At 41.0% G+C, this 16,109-nt stretch carries 14 protein-coding genes; 6 read left to right on the top strand and 8 right to left on the bottom strand.

The annotated features are described in order from the left end of the window. Window positions 1-178 precede the first annotated feature (178 nt). Window positions 179-706 carry a CAP domain-containing protein gene (locus V7K15_RS02930; protein WP_334902870.1) on the bottom strand — a complete coding sequence of 176 codons (528 nt, stop codon included), beginning with the start codon at window positions 704-706 and terminating at the stop codon, window positions 179-181. An 817-nt stretch (window positions 707-1,523) separates the two neighbouring features. Here V7K15_RS02930 and V7K15_RS02925 point away from each other — a divergent pair. Together V7K15_RS02925 and V7K15_RS02920 are read left to right on the top strand one after the other, a co-directional pair. After that, window positions 1,524-2,093: a hypothetical protein gene (locus tag V7K15_RS02925; RefSeq protein WP_334902868.1), complete on the top strand. Its 570-nt coding sequence runs from the start codon at window positions 1,524-1,526 to the stop codon at window positions 2,091-2,093. Between the two features lie 493 nt (window positions 2,094-2,586). Beyond that, on the top strand, window positions 2,587-3,450 hold the full coding sequence (locus V7K15_RS02920; protein ID WP_334902866.1) for a LynF/TruF/PatF family peptide O-prenyltransferase: 864 nt from the start codon (window positions 2,587-2,589) through the stop codon (window positions 3,448-3,450). 707 nt (window positions 3,451-4,157) lie between these two features. Here the strand turns inward: V7K15_RS02920 and V7K15_RS02915 are convergent. The 3 genes from V7K15_RS02915 to trpB all read right to left on the bottom strand — a co-directional run bounded on the left by V7K15_RS02915 (window position 4,158) and on the right by trpB (window position 7,342). Continuing rightward, entirely contained in the window at window positions 4,158-4,754 is a 597-nt protein-coding gene (locus V7K15_RS02915; protein ID WP_334902864.1) for an IS66 family transposase, read from the bottom strand. Between the two features lie 3 nt (window positions 4,755-4,757). Continuing rightward, on the bottom strand, window positions 4,758-5,711 hold the full coding sequence (locus V7K15_RS02910) for a hypothetical protein (protein ID WP_334902863.1): 954 nt from the start codon (window positions 5,709-5,711) through the stop codon (window positions 4,758-4,760). Window positions 5,712-6,106: 395 nt separating this feature from the next. Then, the gene (gene trpB / locus V7K15_RS02905) at window positions 6,107-7,342 is read right to left on the bottom strand and encodes a tryptophan synthase subunit beta (RefSeq protein ID WP_334902861.1); all 1,236 of its coding nucleotides are present in this window, start codon (window positions 7,340-7,342) and stop codon (window positions 6,107-6,109) included. A 291-nt stretch (window positions 7,343-7,633) separates the two neighbouring features. Between trpB and V7K15_RS02900 the strand changes: the two genes are divergently transcribed. Beyond that, complete coding sequence (locus tag V7K15_RS02900; protein ID WP_292791073.1) at window positions 7,634-7,981, top strand: translation initiation factor; 348 nt, start codon at window positions 7,634-7,636, stop codon at window positions 7,979-7,981. 141 nt (window positions 7,982-8,122) lie between these two features. Continuing rightward, window positions 8,123-8,281 carry a YqaE/Pmp3 family membrane protein gene (locus V7K15_RS02895; RefSeq protein ID WP_334787143.1) on the top strand — a complete coding sequence of 53 codons (159 nt, stop codon included), beginning with the start codon at window positions 8,123-8,125 and terminating at the stop codon, window positions 8,279-8,281. Between the two features lie 633 nt (window positions 8,282-8,914). Here the strand turns inward: V7K15_RS02895 and V7K15_RS02890 are convergent. From V7K15_RS02890 to lpdA, 4 genes are all read right to left on the bottom strand, one after another. Then, window positions 8,915-9,583 (bottom strand): carbonic anhydrase, encoded by a 669-nt coding sequence (locus V7K15_RS02890; RefSeq protein ID WP_334902859.1) that lies wholly within the window; start codon window positions 9,581-9,583, stop codon window positions 8,915-8,917. 571 nt (window positions 9,584-10,154) lie between these two features. Next, window positions 10,155-10,406 (bottom strand): DUF5340 domain-containing protein, encoded by a 252-nt coding sequence (locus tag V7K15_RS02885; RefSeq protein ID WP_334902857.1) that lies wholly within the window; start codon window positions 10,404-10,406, stop codon window positions 10,155-10,157. 242 nt (window positions 10,407-10,648) lie between these two features. Next, the gene (gene trpC / locus V7K15_RS02880; RefSeq protein ID WP_334902855.1) at window positions 10,649-11,539 is read right to left on the bottom strand and encodes an indole-3-glycerol phosphate synthase TrpC; all 891 of its coding nucleotides are present in this window, start codon (window positions 11,537-11,539) and stop codon (window positions 10,649-10,651) included. A 118-nt stretch (window positions 11,540-11,657) separates the two neighbouring features. Further along, entirely contained in the window at window positions 11,658-13,088 is a 1,431-nt protein-coding gene (gene lpdA, locus V7K15_RS02875; protein ID WP_334902853.1) for a dihydrolipoyl dehydrogenase, read from the bottom strand. Between the two features lie 692 nt (window positions 13,089-13,780). Between lpdA and V7K15_RS02870 the strand changes: the two genes are divergently transcribed. Continuing rightward, window positions 13,781-14,122 (top strand): hypothetical protein, encoded by a 342-nt coding sequence (locus V7K15_RS02870; protein ID WP_334902851.1) that lies wholly within the window; start codon window positions 13,781-13,783, stop codon window positions 14,120-14,122. 58 nt (window positions 14,123-14,180) lie between these two features. After that, complete coding sequence (locus V7K15_RS02865; RefSeq protein ID WP_334902959.1) at window positions 14,181-15,953, top strand: SWIM zinc finger family protein; 1,773 nt, start codon at window positions 14,181-14,183, stop codon at window positions 15,951-15,953. Window positions 15,954-16,109 lie beyond the last annotated feature (156 nt).

Below are 16,109 nucleotides of genomic sequence, written 5' to 3'. Positions count from 1 at the left end.
TGAAAATCACAGTTATTTTTGCTGAGAATTTAAGATTTTTATGAATTACTAAAAAAATAATGTAGTATTCGATAGACAAATGTTATTGAAACTACATTATTCAGCCTGTTAGCAAAAGCTTTGCTAACAGGCTGAAGTCTGGGGAATTTGAGAAAAAACCTAAATTTTAGCAAATCTATCAGCGAAGGAAAATTTGTGTAAAGTAGATTTCGCCTTGACTGTTGCTAGCGACACCAATGCCCGTCTGATTATAATTACCTCTAATATTGGCTAGATGCCCTGGACTTTTGAGCCAGCCTTGAACAGCTGTTTTGGCAGGAGTACTATATCCCTGGTTGTAAGCGACATTTTCACCAGCTGCACTGTAAGAAATACCGATTGCTTGAATCCGTTCTGAAAATCCCGTATGTCCAAAGGGAACTTTACCATTAGCCATGTCCTGACTGTGAATCCTGGCTTGATTATCAATGGCAGAATTACGAGTCAGGTTTGCTAGCCCTTGGGAAGCTCTGTAGTTATTAATTTTGTTGAAAACCGACTGTTCTAAACCAGCAGTGTTGATGCTAGATGCTACGATTTGAACAGCATTATTTGATACACTCGAAGATATCGGCGTAAAAGTTGGATTTGTTACAGGAGTAGCGATCGCCCCACTACTGAGAAGGATAGTGCCTAAAGCAATGCTATAGATTGTTGTCTTAATCATTTGCTGAAAGTAAAGTTGTCAACAATCTAACTAAAATAATGTCAGTATGACAAATTGGTTATATGTCTATATAGTTTTGTTTATGGCATTTTATGTTCAAAAACGACCATCAAACGTTTAAATCCGCGATCTTACGAGACAATTGTGCTGTTTATAAAAAATTTATCTCTACCATCATCCGTGAAAGTTAAAAAGGACATCATTTTTGTAAATTAGTAATTATACTTAAATTTTAAAAACTATTTAAGTATAAAATTTGTTATTTTTTGAACTAATGGGGCAAGAATCAATGATGCGTATCAAGATTAGGCGTAGGCATTACCTGTCCAAAAATTATGTTTACGACCCAATTTTCAGCAATATTTTAGGTATTATTATTTAGTTAAAATAGTATGTAATCTTATTTATGGCGAATGCTCTACCAGTAGTATGATTATTTCTACATAAATTTCTCGTATCGGCTCAATAAATAGGGGGAGCCGATACCATTTTACTTTGCACAAAAAGTGGGAGAATGTCTCGTAAGAAGCAGTACTTACAAATAATGACAATCACTAATGTCAGTCACCAATACGTTATATGCGCTTCGCTTCTAGGGCACACTGGAGCCAAAAGCTCCTGAACCGAGTTCATCATCTGGACTGTCGCACCAATCGCTTACATACGATTTAGATGGATGGTTGAGATCGAGGAGAAGACTTTATGCGTTGGATGATGGATGTTTTTCGGTGGATTGTTGAGGTCGTTAAGAAAACTTTTGCTGTTTCTGGATAAGTTTTGGCAACACAAATGTATAATTAATTAGGAGAACATACTCATGTCTAATCAAGATATCGTTAAGTTTGGTGATACCTTCTATATCAAGCATGAGAGCAATAAATACTTGATTGCGGTTGAACAAGGACGCTACAACTGGCCGAAGTTGAGCCAAGAGAAAAAAAAAGTAACAAAACTTGAACTTGTGGGCGGCAATGGCCAGGTTCAAGCCAACAGCCGCATCAAAATCAGAACGACAGAATCAGCAATGGGCAACAATAATATTTTGGGGGCTTTTGCGGATAGCCATGATTGTTACTATTGGCAAGATGGCTATGATGAGGATAAACAGAGCTGGCAGATTACTAAAGCTGATGGCGATACAGGTCTAATTCGCTATGGTGATCGCGTTCGCATCACCAACATCTCCTACAGTAATCAAAGCCTAGCTCCCGATATAAAGTACGATGGTTATATAACTACCGTGGAAAATGCTGGCGACTCGTGGATCTTAGCACCTGCTGCCGCTGTAGACAGTTCTTATAGAGGTTTAGACGATACGGGGAGGCACGATCCAGAAGAAGTAAGTGATGGAGAGGAGGATGATGATGATGTTCCTACTTGGTTCTAATTCATCTGTACTACCGTCTTCTTCTCATTCGTCATCGTGGTTTTGCGTCGTGTTGCGTGTTTGACGCTAACCAATGATACAGGAAAGATACTGATCTTGCTTTAAAGTTTCTGTGAACGGTTCCAAAAAACAATAACTTAGGACTTACGCATTGATAGAGTAGTAAAATACTCTACGTACTTATACTTCCCTAGTCCCTGATTTATGTACTAAGCTGTCGCGTATATAACTTGCACTTTTCATGTTCTGGAACCCTTATTGCAACGAGGACACTCTAGAAAATTAAAGACGCGACAGCTTAACGTCACCGCTTGTCAACTCATATCTAAGCCTTAGGCAGGCTTCGCCAACAACTATGCAGTTTGGCTGTATTTCAGCTTTCCGTTAAGCTACTGTGACGTTGAGAAAATTTGATAAGCATACCCAGTCTGAAAAATGCGCTTTTTTCCGGTCATGAGTTTTCATTGATAAGTTGAAATGGGGAGTGATAAAAATGAATATACTGCCTCAAAAACTACAGTTCATCTCCAAGCATGAACAAGCTTTTGAGATTAAGAATCTAAATGGATTAGAACTCTTCAAATTTTTTGTTGCAAAAATTGAGAAAATCGCAGAGGGGTGTTTTCTAGAAGCCGGGTGTAAAGTTAAAGCAGATCGAATCTATTTTGCGCGGTTTAGTTTGGGATTCAAGCTCCAAAACACAACCCAACTAGGTGTAATAATTGACTTCTTTGATCAAATCAATTCAAGAATTGATGTTGATCTAAATTACTCACTAATTGATAGATTCCTTACAGTTGATTCTGATATCAGCAAAATTAGCAAGTTCATGTTTGGTGTTGATCTCCGTAGAGACCCTGCAGAGTCATCATTAGACATTGGTCTGACTATTAAAGATTATCCAGAGAAACAAGAACTGGCGATTAACCTAATTGGGAAGAATCTAGAAGCAGATGCACGAACATTGCTGATTAAAAACTCTCTGCACATGGGTTTCGATTTTGGCTTTAAGGGCGAAAGCAACATCGAGCTTTATCCCCGCTTTAATAAATATGAGTGGCAGCAGCCCAATGTACAACAACGATTAATGCAAGTCCTCTCGCCAACAGTCTTGAAGCTTCTACCAATCTGTAACTGGATTTACATCGGGCTATCAACAGCCAATCCATCCCGAAAAATCTACTACTATTTAGAAAATTTTAATGACTTTTTCAGTTACTTTCCTGCCAATGATCTGGCTCATAAAGTTCATGCCTACTATCAGCACCAACCTGTAAAAAGCATGGCGATAGCTGTTCTAGAAAGTGAGCTACAGTCTCAGCACATCGAGGAAATGAATCTTTATTACGTTCTATAAAAATGAAACCTATTAGTTCATAAAGTCCCTCCTTACCTTTCATTTTTTAAATAAAAATCCCCCAGATCAAACCCCACTTTCGTGTTGAAATTATTCAACCTAAAAGGGGTAAATATAGCGAAGCTATCATCAAGGGCAAGATAGACTGAAAACTCTTATTATATATAGGTTTCAGCGATGTTTGAGTAAAATTGACACCAGGGGACAAAACTTAAGTATCCATAGCTACAAAAACCGTAGTATTTATTAACTTTATTTACAGGTTTTACAGTTAGGGCAATGATCATCTTTTGGCGTGAATTGACTGAAACTCTTTGACATCAAGCTTTCTAGCCCAATCCAGAGACTCCAACCAAACAGTATTTGTAATTCTGTGTGCTAGGCGAAAAGCAATTATGGGGTGAAGAGTACCAGTGCATTCATGCAGAAATTCTAGTTCGATGTCAAAAAAGCTATAGCGTATATATAGCATAGTTTCCAGTTATCTTGTCCCTGATGACAGCTTCGCTAGATCCACCCCATCATGTACGATGAGGTCAAACAAAGCTGGTATCCCCTCAATACTTCGGGGAAAAAGTTATTCAGTCACCCATGAGCAACCAAAAGGATTGAGAAGAGATTTTTCGCGAATAATAGACCCCAAAGATGGAATATTCCCCAGATGAGAAATGCGGTCACGGATATATTCAAAAAAGCTGATTCCTAACTTACGAGTAAACAAGAGACATAAAAGTATCCCTTGTCTGAGTCCCCTCAAGAGTTTGAGTTGCATAACTAATATGACGTCGCTGCACCATCGTCCTGGCAGCTAACTCTGCCGGATTATTATGCAAGGGCAATTCAGGATGCTCTAAAACATATAGCAACTCGGAACTTTTTAGGAGCGTTAATCGTTTTCGCTCATCCAATTGTTGATAACCACTTGGAGTATCGAAAAGTTTCCAAAACTCAGACCTAAGTTTGTCTGTTCTTTGCTGACTGGGAGAATCTTTATAAGCAAGTAAGTCTCGATAGTAATCCCAGAAATCATCTAGAAATTTATCAAGAGTTTTTTGGTGACAAGCAACATAAGGAGTCAACTTCTTATAGTGTCGTCCCTCATGCACCCAACATAAAGCTATACTATCAGTCAGGAACTTGAACTGGGGAGCATCATCACAAACGAGAGTTTGTACCACTGGCCAATCAGTTTGCTGATGATTATTGCAATCGCTGCTGCTTCGGTGATGCCAGTCCGTTGCCCTTGAACCAAGTTTGGGTAGATATGTATCAAGTAGGGCATTAAACTCTGCCTCACTCAACACGGTTTATTGAGGTAATAGTTTAAGTGCGTTTTTCCATTTAGCTGGAAGTTGGAAGGTCTCCAGTAAATTATATGTGACTTGATTGAGAATTAACTCCAATTCTCGTCCGTTTTGCAATACTTTCACTACACTCAATCGGTCTTTATTGGCAGTAGTCGAGTAGATTGTATATAAAGGGTTGCACACTACATTAGTGGTGTAGTTCACCCCACCCACCCGCGCACCTGTTTGGTCTAAGTGTTGCCAAGGACTGCTCTCTAGTCCCGACGCATATACTTCTGTTTTCTCGCTTTCAAAATCAACGTGGTTTTTAATTAGTAGGTTCGATAAATATCCTGCTGATATGGATATCCCAATATCTTCTAAAAACTCTAATAATTTGCCTTGGGTCATGTTACCCCCGTAGTACAGACTAATCACTAAGGTTTTCATTCCAGGCCCGAATTCCCCTTCGTAACCACAAGGAAGTTCGGCTAAATAGGTTTTTCCAACTGATGGTGAGTAGTATTTCTCTTTCCGGAATAATATGTTGTCCGTTAAGAGAGTGATGTCTTGGATGATTACTTCTTGATAACCTTTAAATTCTGCGTCTGCTGGCAGTTTGTCTTGGGGGTATTTCAGTATTTCTTCTCTATCTATTTTAATCGTCCCGTTCTTACTGCCTTTGCTGTGCTTTTTTGGGGTCTGTCGTTCTTTTTCTGATGAGTGATTTTTGGCATCCCCTTTCTTGTTGGCTTTGATGTCTGGCTGACTTTTTTCTCCTTTCAGGCGGTTATTTTCATCTTTTAACTGTTGATTTTCTGTTCGTAATTCTTTTACTTCTGCTTGTAATTGCTCTATGAGGTTCAGTAATATTTCTATTGTTCGACGCATTGATTCGTCTGCAATTTCTTTTGGCTCGATGGCTTGCAGTATCTCTTCTCCCGTTTTCTTACTCGAATCTAGCTTTTGCGTCATGTCTCATATTTTATTATGTTCTGTCTCCCAACATTCCTTATTTTTCTCGGCTACCCCTATTTATTGAGCCGATACAATTTCTCGACCAAGAGATTTCCAATTAAAAAAATATCCCATCGTCGGGGCGTATTGCAATACGCCCCTACAAATGTAGAAATAATTTGGGATGATTTATTTTTTGTCAGTCCCTAAAACCTCTGGGCGACTAGCTTTGGTTGAGGGTTTCTAACTCTTTCTGTACCACGCGCAACACCCGCGAAATTATTCCGCACGCCACAGTTCACACTCCTTGCACTAAATTTTGGCGTGCCAACTCGTCGTAAGTGGGTTGCAGTAGCATAGGATATTGGAATTTTTGATCCCTTATTGCTTTTGCGCCAAAATTTTATGTATATTTACGCATCCTTTAATAACTTGGCTACTGTTTGTACATCCTTATCGCCGCGTCCAGAGCAGTTAATTACAATCCGGGGACTGTTGGGTAGTTGGGGACATAGGGTTTCGAGGTAGGCGATCGCATGGGCTGTTTCTAATGCTGGGATAATCCCCTCCAATTTCGATAATCGCTGGAATGCCGCCAAAGCTTGTGCATCAGTCACACTATAGTATTCAGCGCGACCAGCATCCTTCAAATAACTATGTTCTGGACCCACACCTGGATAATCTAACCCCGCACTAATTGAGTGTGCCTCAATAATTTGTCCATCCTCATCTTGCAGAAGATAGCTCATTGCTCCATGCAATACACCAACTCGTCCTTTTGTCAAGGTTGCTGCGTGTTTTGGGGTATTGACACCTTCTCCGGCTGCTTCAACCCCAATTAACCGTATAGAAGACTCATTGAGAAACTCATAGAATAGTCCCATAGCATTGGAACCACCACCAACACAAGCCAAGAGAATATCAGGCAATACACCCCACTTTTCCATTGCTTGGGCGCGAGTTTCTTGACCAATTACTGCATGAAAATCACGTACCATCATCGGGTAAGGATGAGGACCTGCTACCGAACCCAGGATGTAGTGAGTCGTTTCCACATTTGTCACCCAATCCCGGATTGCTTCAGAAGTAGCATCCTTCAGGGTTCCCGTACCCGCCTCCACCGGACGCACTTCTGCCCCCATCAACTGCATTCTGAACACATTCAAAGCTTGGCGTTCCATGTCATGAACGCCCATGTAAATTATGCATTCCAACCCAAAACGAGCGCAAACTGTGGCTGTGGCAACTCCATGTTGTCCAGCACCCGTTTCGGCAATAATCCGTTGCTTACCCATGCGCTTTGCCAACAATACCTGACCAAGGGCATTATTGATTTTGTGAGAGCCAGTATGATTTAAATCCTCGCGCTTTAAATAAATTTGCGGACCCGTGCCATCGGGTCGGGCATAATGAGCAGTCAGGCGTTCAGCGAAATACAATGGTGTGGCACGTCCTACATAGTCCCGTAACAACTGCTGTAGTTCTGCTTGAAAACCAGGGTCATTGCGGTATTGCTGATAAACTGTTTCTAGTTCAGTAAGAGCAGGCATCAGCGTTTCAGGTACATACTTACCGCCAAAGCGTCCAAAGCGACCTAGCGTATCGGGAACCTGAGCAGTTGAACTTGGAGAAAGGGGAGTAGTAGTCACGGGCTGATTTTGATGACGGGAATAACTTAATTATTATAGAAAAGTCTGGGGTATATCTGGGGAATGGGCAATGGGAACTAAATTCTTCGTTGATATTCAATGCCCAATACTTCTCTACGAGAGGCTGCGCCAACGACAACGCTCACTACAAGTCAGTACAAGTGCCCAATGCCCAATCTAATTGAATCCCTTGCAATGGATTTGTGATGTTAGCCTAGAAATTGATTTCCCAGCAAAACGGTTGCGTAGAAGTTTCCCTTGCCTTTGAAATTTTTCTTAAACATTCATTTTATGTCTTCTTCCAATCCCAAATCTTCCGATAAAGGTTTTGTCTACCGCGAATTTGGCAACGACAACTCCGCCGCCACAGAAAGACCAGTTCCAGAACTGCCCGCACAACAACAAAATCTCAAAGTACAAGCTTCCCGCAAAGGACGCAAAGGCAAAACCGTCACAGTGATTAGCGGTTTTCAAGCCAAACCGGAAACCTTGGCAGATTTAGTAAAGCAGTTGAAAAGCCAGTGTGGGACAGGTGGGACAATTAAAGACAACGAGATTGAAATTCAGGGCGAACACAAGCAGAAAATTGTCGAGATTTTGACCAAGCTAGGTTACAAAGCCAAAATTAGCGGTGGCTAATGTTGAGTGCGGTTTACCGCATCTTAACCGTGACCTCGATTAAGAGAGGAAATGTTATCTTTGAAAGGTACAAATATACTTGAACAGTGGTGAATCACTTCGCCGACAAGCTGTCTTTTGTAAGATTAACAGGAGGTTCAAATGGATTTAGTTCGTCTTCTGTGTGCCATCTTCTTACCGCCTTTGGGAGTTTTTTTGCAAGTAGGTTTGGGTGTAGACTTTTGGATTAATATAGTTTTGACGCTTTTTGGTTACATTCCTGGGATTATTCATGCAGTGTGGATAATTTATAAGAAATAATTCTTTGTGGGGGTAGGTTGGGCGTACCAATCTCGGTTTTACTCATTCTGAGTAATTTTTGGATAGAGGCAATTCATTAATTGCCTCTATAGAAAGGGTTATGAATTGGATGTCTGCAAATTATTAAAGAAGAATTCATCAGCCAGAATCAATTAGAGACTTCCAATTAAAAAAAAATATCCAAACTTGTAGAGTTCGTTACTTCCTTAATGCATCATCTTGATCTAATAGACATCTCCATAAATTAATGATGCGTTACCTGAAACCCTTGTAGAGACGTTATCTCTAATCTGTGACGATGCGTTAGTCAAAGGGATAACGGCATTCTTGTATTCGTAACTCTAATTGGAGAAAAATCTAAAATAATTTAGAACTTTGACGTAAATATTACAATATTGGGGCGAAAAATTAAATAATTCGTAATTCGTAATTCGTAATTAAAGACATTTTGCCTACGGCACGCTACGCGAACAGACGGGGATTTAAACCCCGACTGAAACTGACACTACGTGTAGACGTAGGGGTCTTAAACCCTTTTATTTACAATAAGTATTTATTTCACTTAAAATAAAAGTTGTAAAGACACGATTTGTCACGTCTTTAATGTATATTTATATGGCGGTAAATACCGAATCAACTATCATTTTTTAACATGGCATAGAGTCTAAACTCTAGAAGTAAGGGGCAAATGTGTAATTGCCATTGCAGAGTAGAAACGTTCAAATCTTTGATCAAACCAGTGCCTATATCTAGTACCCAGCCATGAACCATAGGTGCTTTTCGCTCATAGAGTACCTGGCGCATAATGGAAGTTTGGTAAAGATTTTTTACTTGCGCCACAACATTGATTTCTGCCAACCGATTCAGACGATCTTCTCTTGTTGGCAAGGCATCAATTTCTTCTTGTTTCTCTAAATACAGTTCCCGAATCGGATTTACCCAGTTATCAAGAATTCCGATAGTTCTCCCTTCTAAAGCTGCCTTAATTCCTCCGCAATCGTAGTGGCCACAAACGATAATATGTTCCACCCTAAGATGTAAAATTGCGTATTCTAAAACGGCTAAAAAGTTAATATCTGTCAGAGAAACTTGATTGGCAATATTACGATGTACAAATAACTCTCCTGGTTCTGTACGGGTAAAGCTGGTTAATGCCAGACGACTATCAGAACAGCCGATGTATAAAAAAGGTGGTGTTTGTCCGCTAGATAATTCTTGAAAGTAAGTTGGGTTTAAAGCTAGTTTCTCGGCAACCCAAGCCTGATTATTTCTGAATAGTTCATCAATGCTGTTATATTTCATCTTTAGTCAAATTCGAGAGAGAATCTCATAATTATTTTAGCTGATTTACAGTTTCCTCTAAATCAATATGAACTTTTTCAGAGCTAAAATTTTATCAAGATGAGAATTTATTTCGACTGCATTAATCTAATTATTGTGTAAATTGTAAAAAGCTATTGCCGTTTTCAAACCTTGTGAGATAAAAGAACCCTCTCCCTGCAAGCGATGAGGGGGCCATGATGTGCCTCATCTGATTAGGAAACGCTATAAGTTAGTAGTTAGATAAAAAATAACTATGTATAACTTTAGGAAAGTAGCTAAATAAAGTAAAATTTATATAAACTAAAATCTGTGCGTTGGTACTGCTGATTTTAAATCCTTATCTAGCATTTTTAGATATTTTTGCAAAGCAGAGAAAGTTATGTAACCAGAATCATTTTAAATTACACCCCAAACTGTGCATTTGAGTCAAGCAAGTACGGCGGAAGTTTTGAGTACTAGTCTCTTCAATACACAGAGACACTTTCTGACGGTGGTAAGCTAACCTTAACAAAGATGCGAAATTTGAGGTTGAGATATTAAGTTATCACCTTCAATCGGGGGCAACAACTTTACTATCGTGATGATGGTTGATCGACCAACGGTGATCAATGGTTACAGAGGAAAACTCGCAAATTTCTTCTAGTCGTTTTTGTTGCACGGCAGCTTTACGGAGAGTAATAATTAGCTGATTCACCTGATGCCGTAAATCTGGATGATCATTTACCGCTAACATGGTTTGTCTTTCTAAAAGTTGAAGTATAAGTTCGTAATGAATAGGTGAAGGTAGAGGAATTTGCTCCATGAAGTTAAATTTTGATTTGATATTTGGAATTTTGTATTAGTCAGAGTTTATCTCTTGTTAATAGATTGTTACATAATAAATAACTAATTCCTTACAGCTTTATTTAATTAGCAATGAAGATTTGGCAAAGATATTGATGATACTTAACGGGAAAGTGTTGCGTGTATACGTATAGTGTGCCCGATCGCCTAAGAATTCTTTATAGTTACCCTGCACTAAGAGGCGCAGGGGAGGTGTTTCTTTCAGAAATTCGTCGGCAAGATCCGGGCGATCGCAGCGCCGGGATCTGGTTGTTTTACCAAAGATTCTCCAATGAGTACAGCAGATGCACCTGCTGTAAATACCAAACTTAAATCATCTGGGTTGTTTAGTCCTGACTCGCTGACAACAAGGATATTTTTTTCCTGCAATTGGCTACCCCTTGCAGCTAAAAGTTCACAAGTAGTTTGCAGGTCAACAGAGAAATCTTCCAAATTGCGATTATTAATTCCTACTAAGGAGACCCCATCTAAAGCTAACACACGGTCAAGTTCTGCCAAACTATGGACTTCAATCAAGGCTGCCATTTTAAGTTTGTGAGCAATTTTCAGGAAGTATTTCAAATCTTGATCGCCCAGGATAGCTGCAATCAACAAAATAGCATCTGCACCCTGAACCCGCGCCAAGTATATCTGGTAAGCATAAATGATAAACTCTTTGCATAGTAGGGGCAAATCTACGGCAGCCCGAACTTTAGCTAAGTTGTCAAAACTACCTTGAAAGAACTTGACATCTGTAAGCACAGAAAGACAAGTGGCTTTGCCTTGCTGATAAGAAAGGGCGATCGCTACTGGGTCAAAATCTGCTCGTAAAACGCCTTTACTGGGTGAAGCTTTTTTGACTTCGGCAATCAATGCTGGCTTAGTCTTACCTTGACGCAAGGCGGCGACAAAATCACGGGTTGGCGGCGCAGTTAGTACCTGCTTAACCAATTCCTTCAAAGGAACTTTTTCCCGCATTTGGTCATATTCTGCTTCTTTCTGCCAGACAATTTCCTCCAAAATGTTCTTTGGCGTCCCGTCAGGCACAGCAGCCTGATAACGTAACATGGATACATTAATCGCTGGGTTAGGTGAACGACGACGGATTTGCATAATTGGTCATTAGTCATTGGTCATTGGTCATTGGTCATTGGTCATTGGTCATTAGTAATTAGTAATTAGTCATTTGTCCTTGTTTATTAGCAAAGGACAAATGACTAAGAACAAATGACTAAATAGCGATCGCTCGTTTATAAGCTTCGTCCAATACTTCCGAAAGTGTCGGGTGGGCGTGAACTAGATGTGCCAAGTTTTGCACAGATTGACGGTTTGCGATCGCAGCTGAGGCTTCATGAATTAAGTCTGAGGCGTGCAATCCGAAAATGTGAACGCCTAAAACTTCTCCGGTGTCTTTGCGATATATCACCTTGGCAATGCCATCAGCTTCATTTTCTGCCAAGGCTTTGGAATTTCCTTTGAAGTAACTCTTACTTGTAGCTATTTCAAACCCTTCGGTTTGTCCCAACTCTTTAGCGGCGGTTTCTGTTAAGCCCACATAGCTGACTTCCGGGTGGGTAAACGCTGCCGCAGGGATGCTGCGATAGTCTACTATTCTTTCCCTCCCAACTATGTTTTCTACCGCGATGATGCCTTGAGCAGAAGCCGCATGTGCTAACATCATCTTCCCATTACCATCCCCAATTGCCCACAAATGCGGCACTACTTCACCTGCTGATAGCACTGCCATGCGATCGTCTACTGGAATAAAATTCCGCCGATCGAGTTCTACACCCACAGATTCCAAACCGAGATTTTTGGTCGCTGGGATGCGTCCGGTAGCCACCAAGCAAGCATCTACTTCGATGACATCTACATCTTCTTTGGTTTTGAAATCTGCTAACTCAATTACCACAGGTGAACCTGGGATAACTTTTTTGGCGTATATCCCGACTTTGGTTTCAATATCGCGGGGAGTAATCAGCACCCGTTCGGCAAGTTTGGCAATATCACGGTCAAATCCTGGCATTAGCTGATCTAGGGCTTCAATCAAGGTGATTTCACAACCCAAAGCTGAGTAAATATCAGAAAATTCCAAGCCGATATAACCACTGCCAATAATTGCGATCCAGTCGGGTAACGACTCTAATTTGACACCTTGATCGCTGGTAAAGACAGTTTTGCCGTCTACTTCAATCCCTGGAGGCACAAAAGGAATTGAACCTGGGGAAAGGATGATGTCTTTGGCTGTGATCGTTTTTTCACCGCCATCTCCGGTGATCGAGACTTTTTGCGCCCCAGCGATTTTTCCCCAACCCCTGATGATATCGACTTTTAGACGTTTGAGACTGTTGGTTAAGTCGCCTTGAATTTTCGAGACGAGATCATTAGCATGATTTGCGATCGCTTGGCGATCGAATTCCACGCTACCAATTTGAATTCCCAGTGACTTGAGGTGGTGGGCATTGCGTAACTCCCGCACCCGCCCAGATGCCGCCAGCAGCGCCTTAGAAGGAATACAGCCCCGATTAACACAGGTTCCTCCCATATCAGCAGCTTCAATAATCGCTGTTTTCAGACCGCAACTTACAGCGTGTAAAGCTGCACCATGTCCGCCTACACCAGCGCCGATAATGACTAAATCGTAATCAAATCCTTGACTCACGTTAGTTTCCCCGTGTGCTTCGCCTATTTATTTTCAACTTGACCGACAATCAGTGCAACCCCTTTAACAGTTATCAGTTTCGTCGCCGGGTTTAAGTTCCCAGTACACAGTTATCTGTAATCAGTGAGAATTGGTAACTGATTCACATCTCCTACCATACGCCTGAGAACTATTTACTGATTTAACGTTCGGGTTTTGCTAACTCAAATTATGATTCACTGACTTCTGGGGAAAAGATGGATGTTTTCGGTAATTATAGTCAAATCTAGATAGTTATTTTTTTTATACTCTAAAGGGAGTTAGGGATAAAAATTAAATAACATACAATTTATGTCCCTGGCTTACCTCACCCTCAATCCCTCTGCTTATAAAGGAGAGGGAAGCTAGAGACAGGATAAAGTTTTGCATTTTATTTAATCCACCTTCCTTAGGGATATGTAGCTTTTATTTTATATGGGTTCAAACAAAATCTTTACTTGCTCTTAGAACTTACGCATTTATAGATCCCCCAACCCCCTTAAAAAGTTGGCTCTTTAAGATCCCCCCTTTTTAAGGGTGGTTAGGGGGGATCGAAGTTTCAGGTTTTAAATGTGTCCTGATTCTTTTAAAATAGGACTTAGGCAAAAAATATCTCTCAAACTCTGATTTCTCTGTGTCCTCTGCGCCTCTGTGGTTCGTTATTCCGTAAACTTGTGCGTAAGTCCTATAAAATTTTGAAAGTTCCGAGTTCTAAGCTTGAAGTGCCGAGTTCTAAGCTTGAAGTTCCGAGTTCTAAGCTTGAAGTGCCGAGTTCTAAGCCTGAAGTTCCGAGTTCAGAAGCTCAAGTTCCGAGTTCTAAGCTTGAAGTTCCGAGTTCTAAGCTTGAAGTGCCGAGTTCTAAGCTTGAAGTGCCGAGTTCAGAAGCTCAAGTGCCGAGTTCAGAACCTCAAGTAGAGAGACAGGGGAAGCAGAAGAAGAGATTATTGACGCATTTACAATGCTTCATTCCCCATTTTCCAATACCTATAACTGGGAATTTCTTTACAGCGCATTAGCCTAACACCTAAGTTGGATTTAAGATTGATCCAGAGGATTTACACAGGCGATCGCTCGATGTCTATTCCCCAAATTAGTGAATTTACTATCCGCCGTCATGCCAACGCCAAATCTTTCCAGCAGGGCGAGGCATACTATGAGGCTGGTGCTGTCAATGCTGTTGCCCAACGTGGTGATCTGCTTCAGGCAGATGTTGCAGGCACTGAAGCTACACCTGATCATGTCAACGTGAGCTTCGATCGCAGTGGGTTTTCAGTCAGCTGCACCTGTGATTACCACCTTGAGGGTTGGTGTAAACACGTTGTAGCGACAATGCTCGTCTGTGCGCGTAACTCGGAAAATATTCAGCAGCGCCCCACCCTAGAACAACTACTAAATCGCCTGGATTATATCCAAACTCAAAGGCTGTTGCAAGAATTGGTAACAGAATATTTACCACTAATTGATACCATTGAGCGCCATGTCAACTGGATGACTAATCCTGCTGAGAAGCAAACAACCACAAAATTCATCCGCCGCAGTACTATTGATCCGGTTCCCTTTCGGGGGCAAGTCCGGCAGATTCTCCAGGATACTGTGCGCTACTTTGAAGAGGGGTACGAAGAAGATCCGATTGCCGATAAATTACTGAGTCTGGTGCAAACTGCGGTAGATTTTAGCGAACGGGGACAAGGTGAAAATGCGATCGCTATTTTGGAAGCAATTACCTCTACCTGTGTGGAAAATTGGGACGATGTTGCAGAATACGGCGCGGAAAATGAGCAACTTGTCGAGCAATTAAATAATGCCTGGTGTGAAGCAATTCTCAATACGGAGCTGACGCCAGAAGAAAAAGTTGATATTCAAATAAATTTAGAAGCTTGGCAAGATGAGTGGAATGCTGATTTTGGCATAGTTATGGAGGTTTTACGCCAAGGTTGGGATTATCCGCCACTGGTGCAAGTTCTCCAAGGTAATATCACCGAAAGGGGAGCTTGGGAAGAAGACGTTCCAGATTATGCTGATGATTTGGCACTAATTCGCCTGAAAATTCTCCAACGTCAGGAACGTTACCAAGAATACCTGTATTTAGCAGAAGCGGAAGGGCAAACCCAGCAGTATCTCACAATGCTAGGGCGTTTGGGCAGGGTGGAAGAAGCAATTGATGCTGCTCAAACCCAGATGAACTCAATGGAAGAGGCTTTTGCCCTAGCCAAAACATTAAGGGTTCAGGGGGCATTACAGCAAGCACTAGATATAGCCCAGAGTGGATTAAATTTACCGGGTTATTGTCAGTACGAATTGGGAATTTGGACAATTGATTTGGCTGTTGAGTTGGGTAATAGTGAAGCTGCTTTATTAGTCATCAAGGCGGGTTTTCAAGTCAAGCCTTCCTTTGTTGACTATCAAAAGATGGCAGAATTGGCTGGGGAAAACTGGGAAACTGTCAAAACAGATTTGCTGAGAATTGTCCGCACTAATAGTAGTTGGGGAACAGAATCAGCGAAGGTAGATATATTTTTGCATGAAGGGCTAATTGATGATGCAATTGCGATCGTTAGTGAACTCAATTCTGATTATTCCGAGTTGATTCACCGAGTCATGGATGCTGCTATCTCTGCCAATCCTGATTGGGTGATTGCTAATGCTCGTCTCCGTGCCGAAAAGATTATGGATGCAGGTGAAGCCGAATACTACGACTACGCGGTTGAATGGTTGAAAAAAGCACGTAATGCCTACTTGGAATCTGGGAAGAAAGCTGACTGGTTAAGCTATCGGGAAAAGTTGATCAAAACCCACGCTCGCAAACATAAATTGATCGGAATGTTTAAGAAAAAGAGTATGCAGTAGTCATCTGGTGAAAAAGAATGTAGAGACGTAGCATTGCTATGTCTCTACAAAGGTTGTGGATAACAGATATTTAATTTCTGGAGATGTCTAGTAAGGATTATTGTTTTAAAAACTGATTAGAGGTTTAAGAAACTCGATAATGCTTAATCTGCGATC

Source organism: Nostoc sp. (assembly GCF_036919815.1).
Lineage (GTDB): Bacteria > Cyanobacteriota > Cyanobacteriia > Cyanobacteriales > Nostocaceae > Nostoc.
Note: the sequence above shows the minus strand (reverse complement) of the source record. Positions and strands in the feature narration are given on the sequence as shown.

Excerpts from the sequence above, each read along its gene's own strand:
- V7K15_RS02885 (WP_334902857.1), bottom strand. The coding sequence starts at position 10,406 with ATGGAGCAAATTCCTCTACCTTCACCTATTCATTACGAACTTATACTT.
- V7K15_RS02865 (WP_334902959.1), top strand. The coding sequence starts at position 14,181 with ATGTCTATTCCCCAAATTAGTGAATTTACTATCCGCCGTCATGCCAAC.
- trpC (WP_334902855.1), bottom strand. The coding sequence starts at position 11,539 with ATGCAAATCCGTCGTCGTTCACCTAACCCAGCGATTAATGTATCCATG.
- V7K15_RS02925 (WP_334902868.1), top strand. The coding sequence starts at position 1,524 with ATGTCTAATCAAGATATCGTTAAGTTTGGTGATACCTTCTATATCAAG.
- V7K15_RS02910 (WP_334902863.1), bottom strand. The coding sequence starts at position 5,711 with ATGACGCAAAAGCTAGATTCGAGTAAGAAAACGGGAGAAGAGATACTG.
- V7K15_RS02895 (WP_334787143.1), top strand. The coding sequence starts at position 8,123 with ATGGATTTAGTTCGTCTTCTGTGTGCCATCTTCTTACCGCCTTTGGGA.
- V7K15_RS02890 (WP_334902859.1), bottom strand. The coding sequence starts at position 9,583 with ATGAAATATAACAGCATTGATGAACTATTCAGAAATAATCAGGCTTGG.
- V7K15_RS02920 (WP_334902866.1), top strand. The coding sequence starts at position 2,587 with ATGAATATACTGCCTCAAAAACTACAGTTCATCTCCAAGCATGAACAA.
- V7K15_RS02930 (WP_334902870.1), bottom strand. The coding sequence starts at position 706 with ATGATTAAGACAACAATCTATAGCATTGCTTTAGGCACTATCCTTCTC.
- V7K15_RS02900 (WP_292791073.1), top strand. The coding sequence starts at position 7,634 with ATGTCTTCTTCCAATCCCAAATCTTCCGATAAAGGTTTTGTCTACCGC.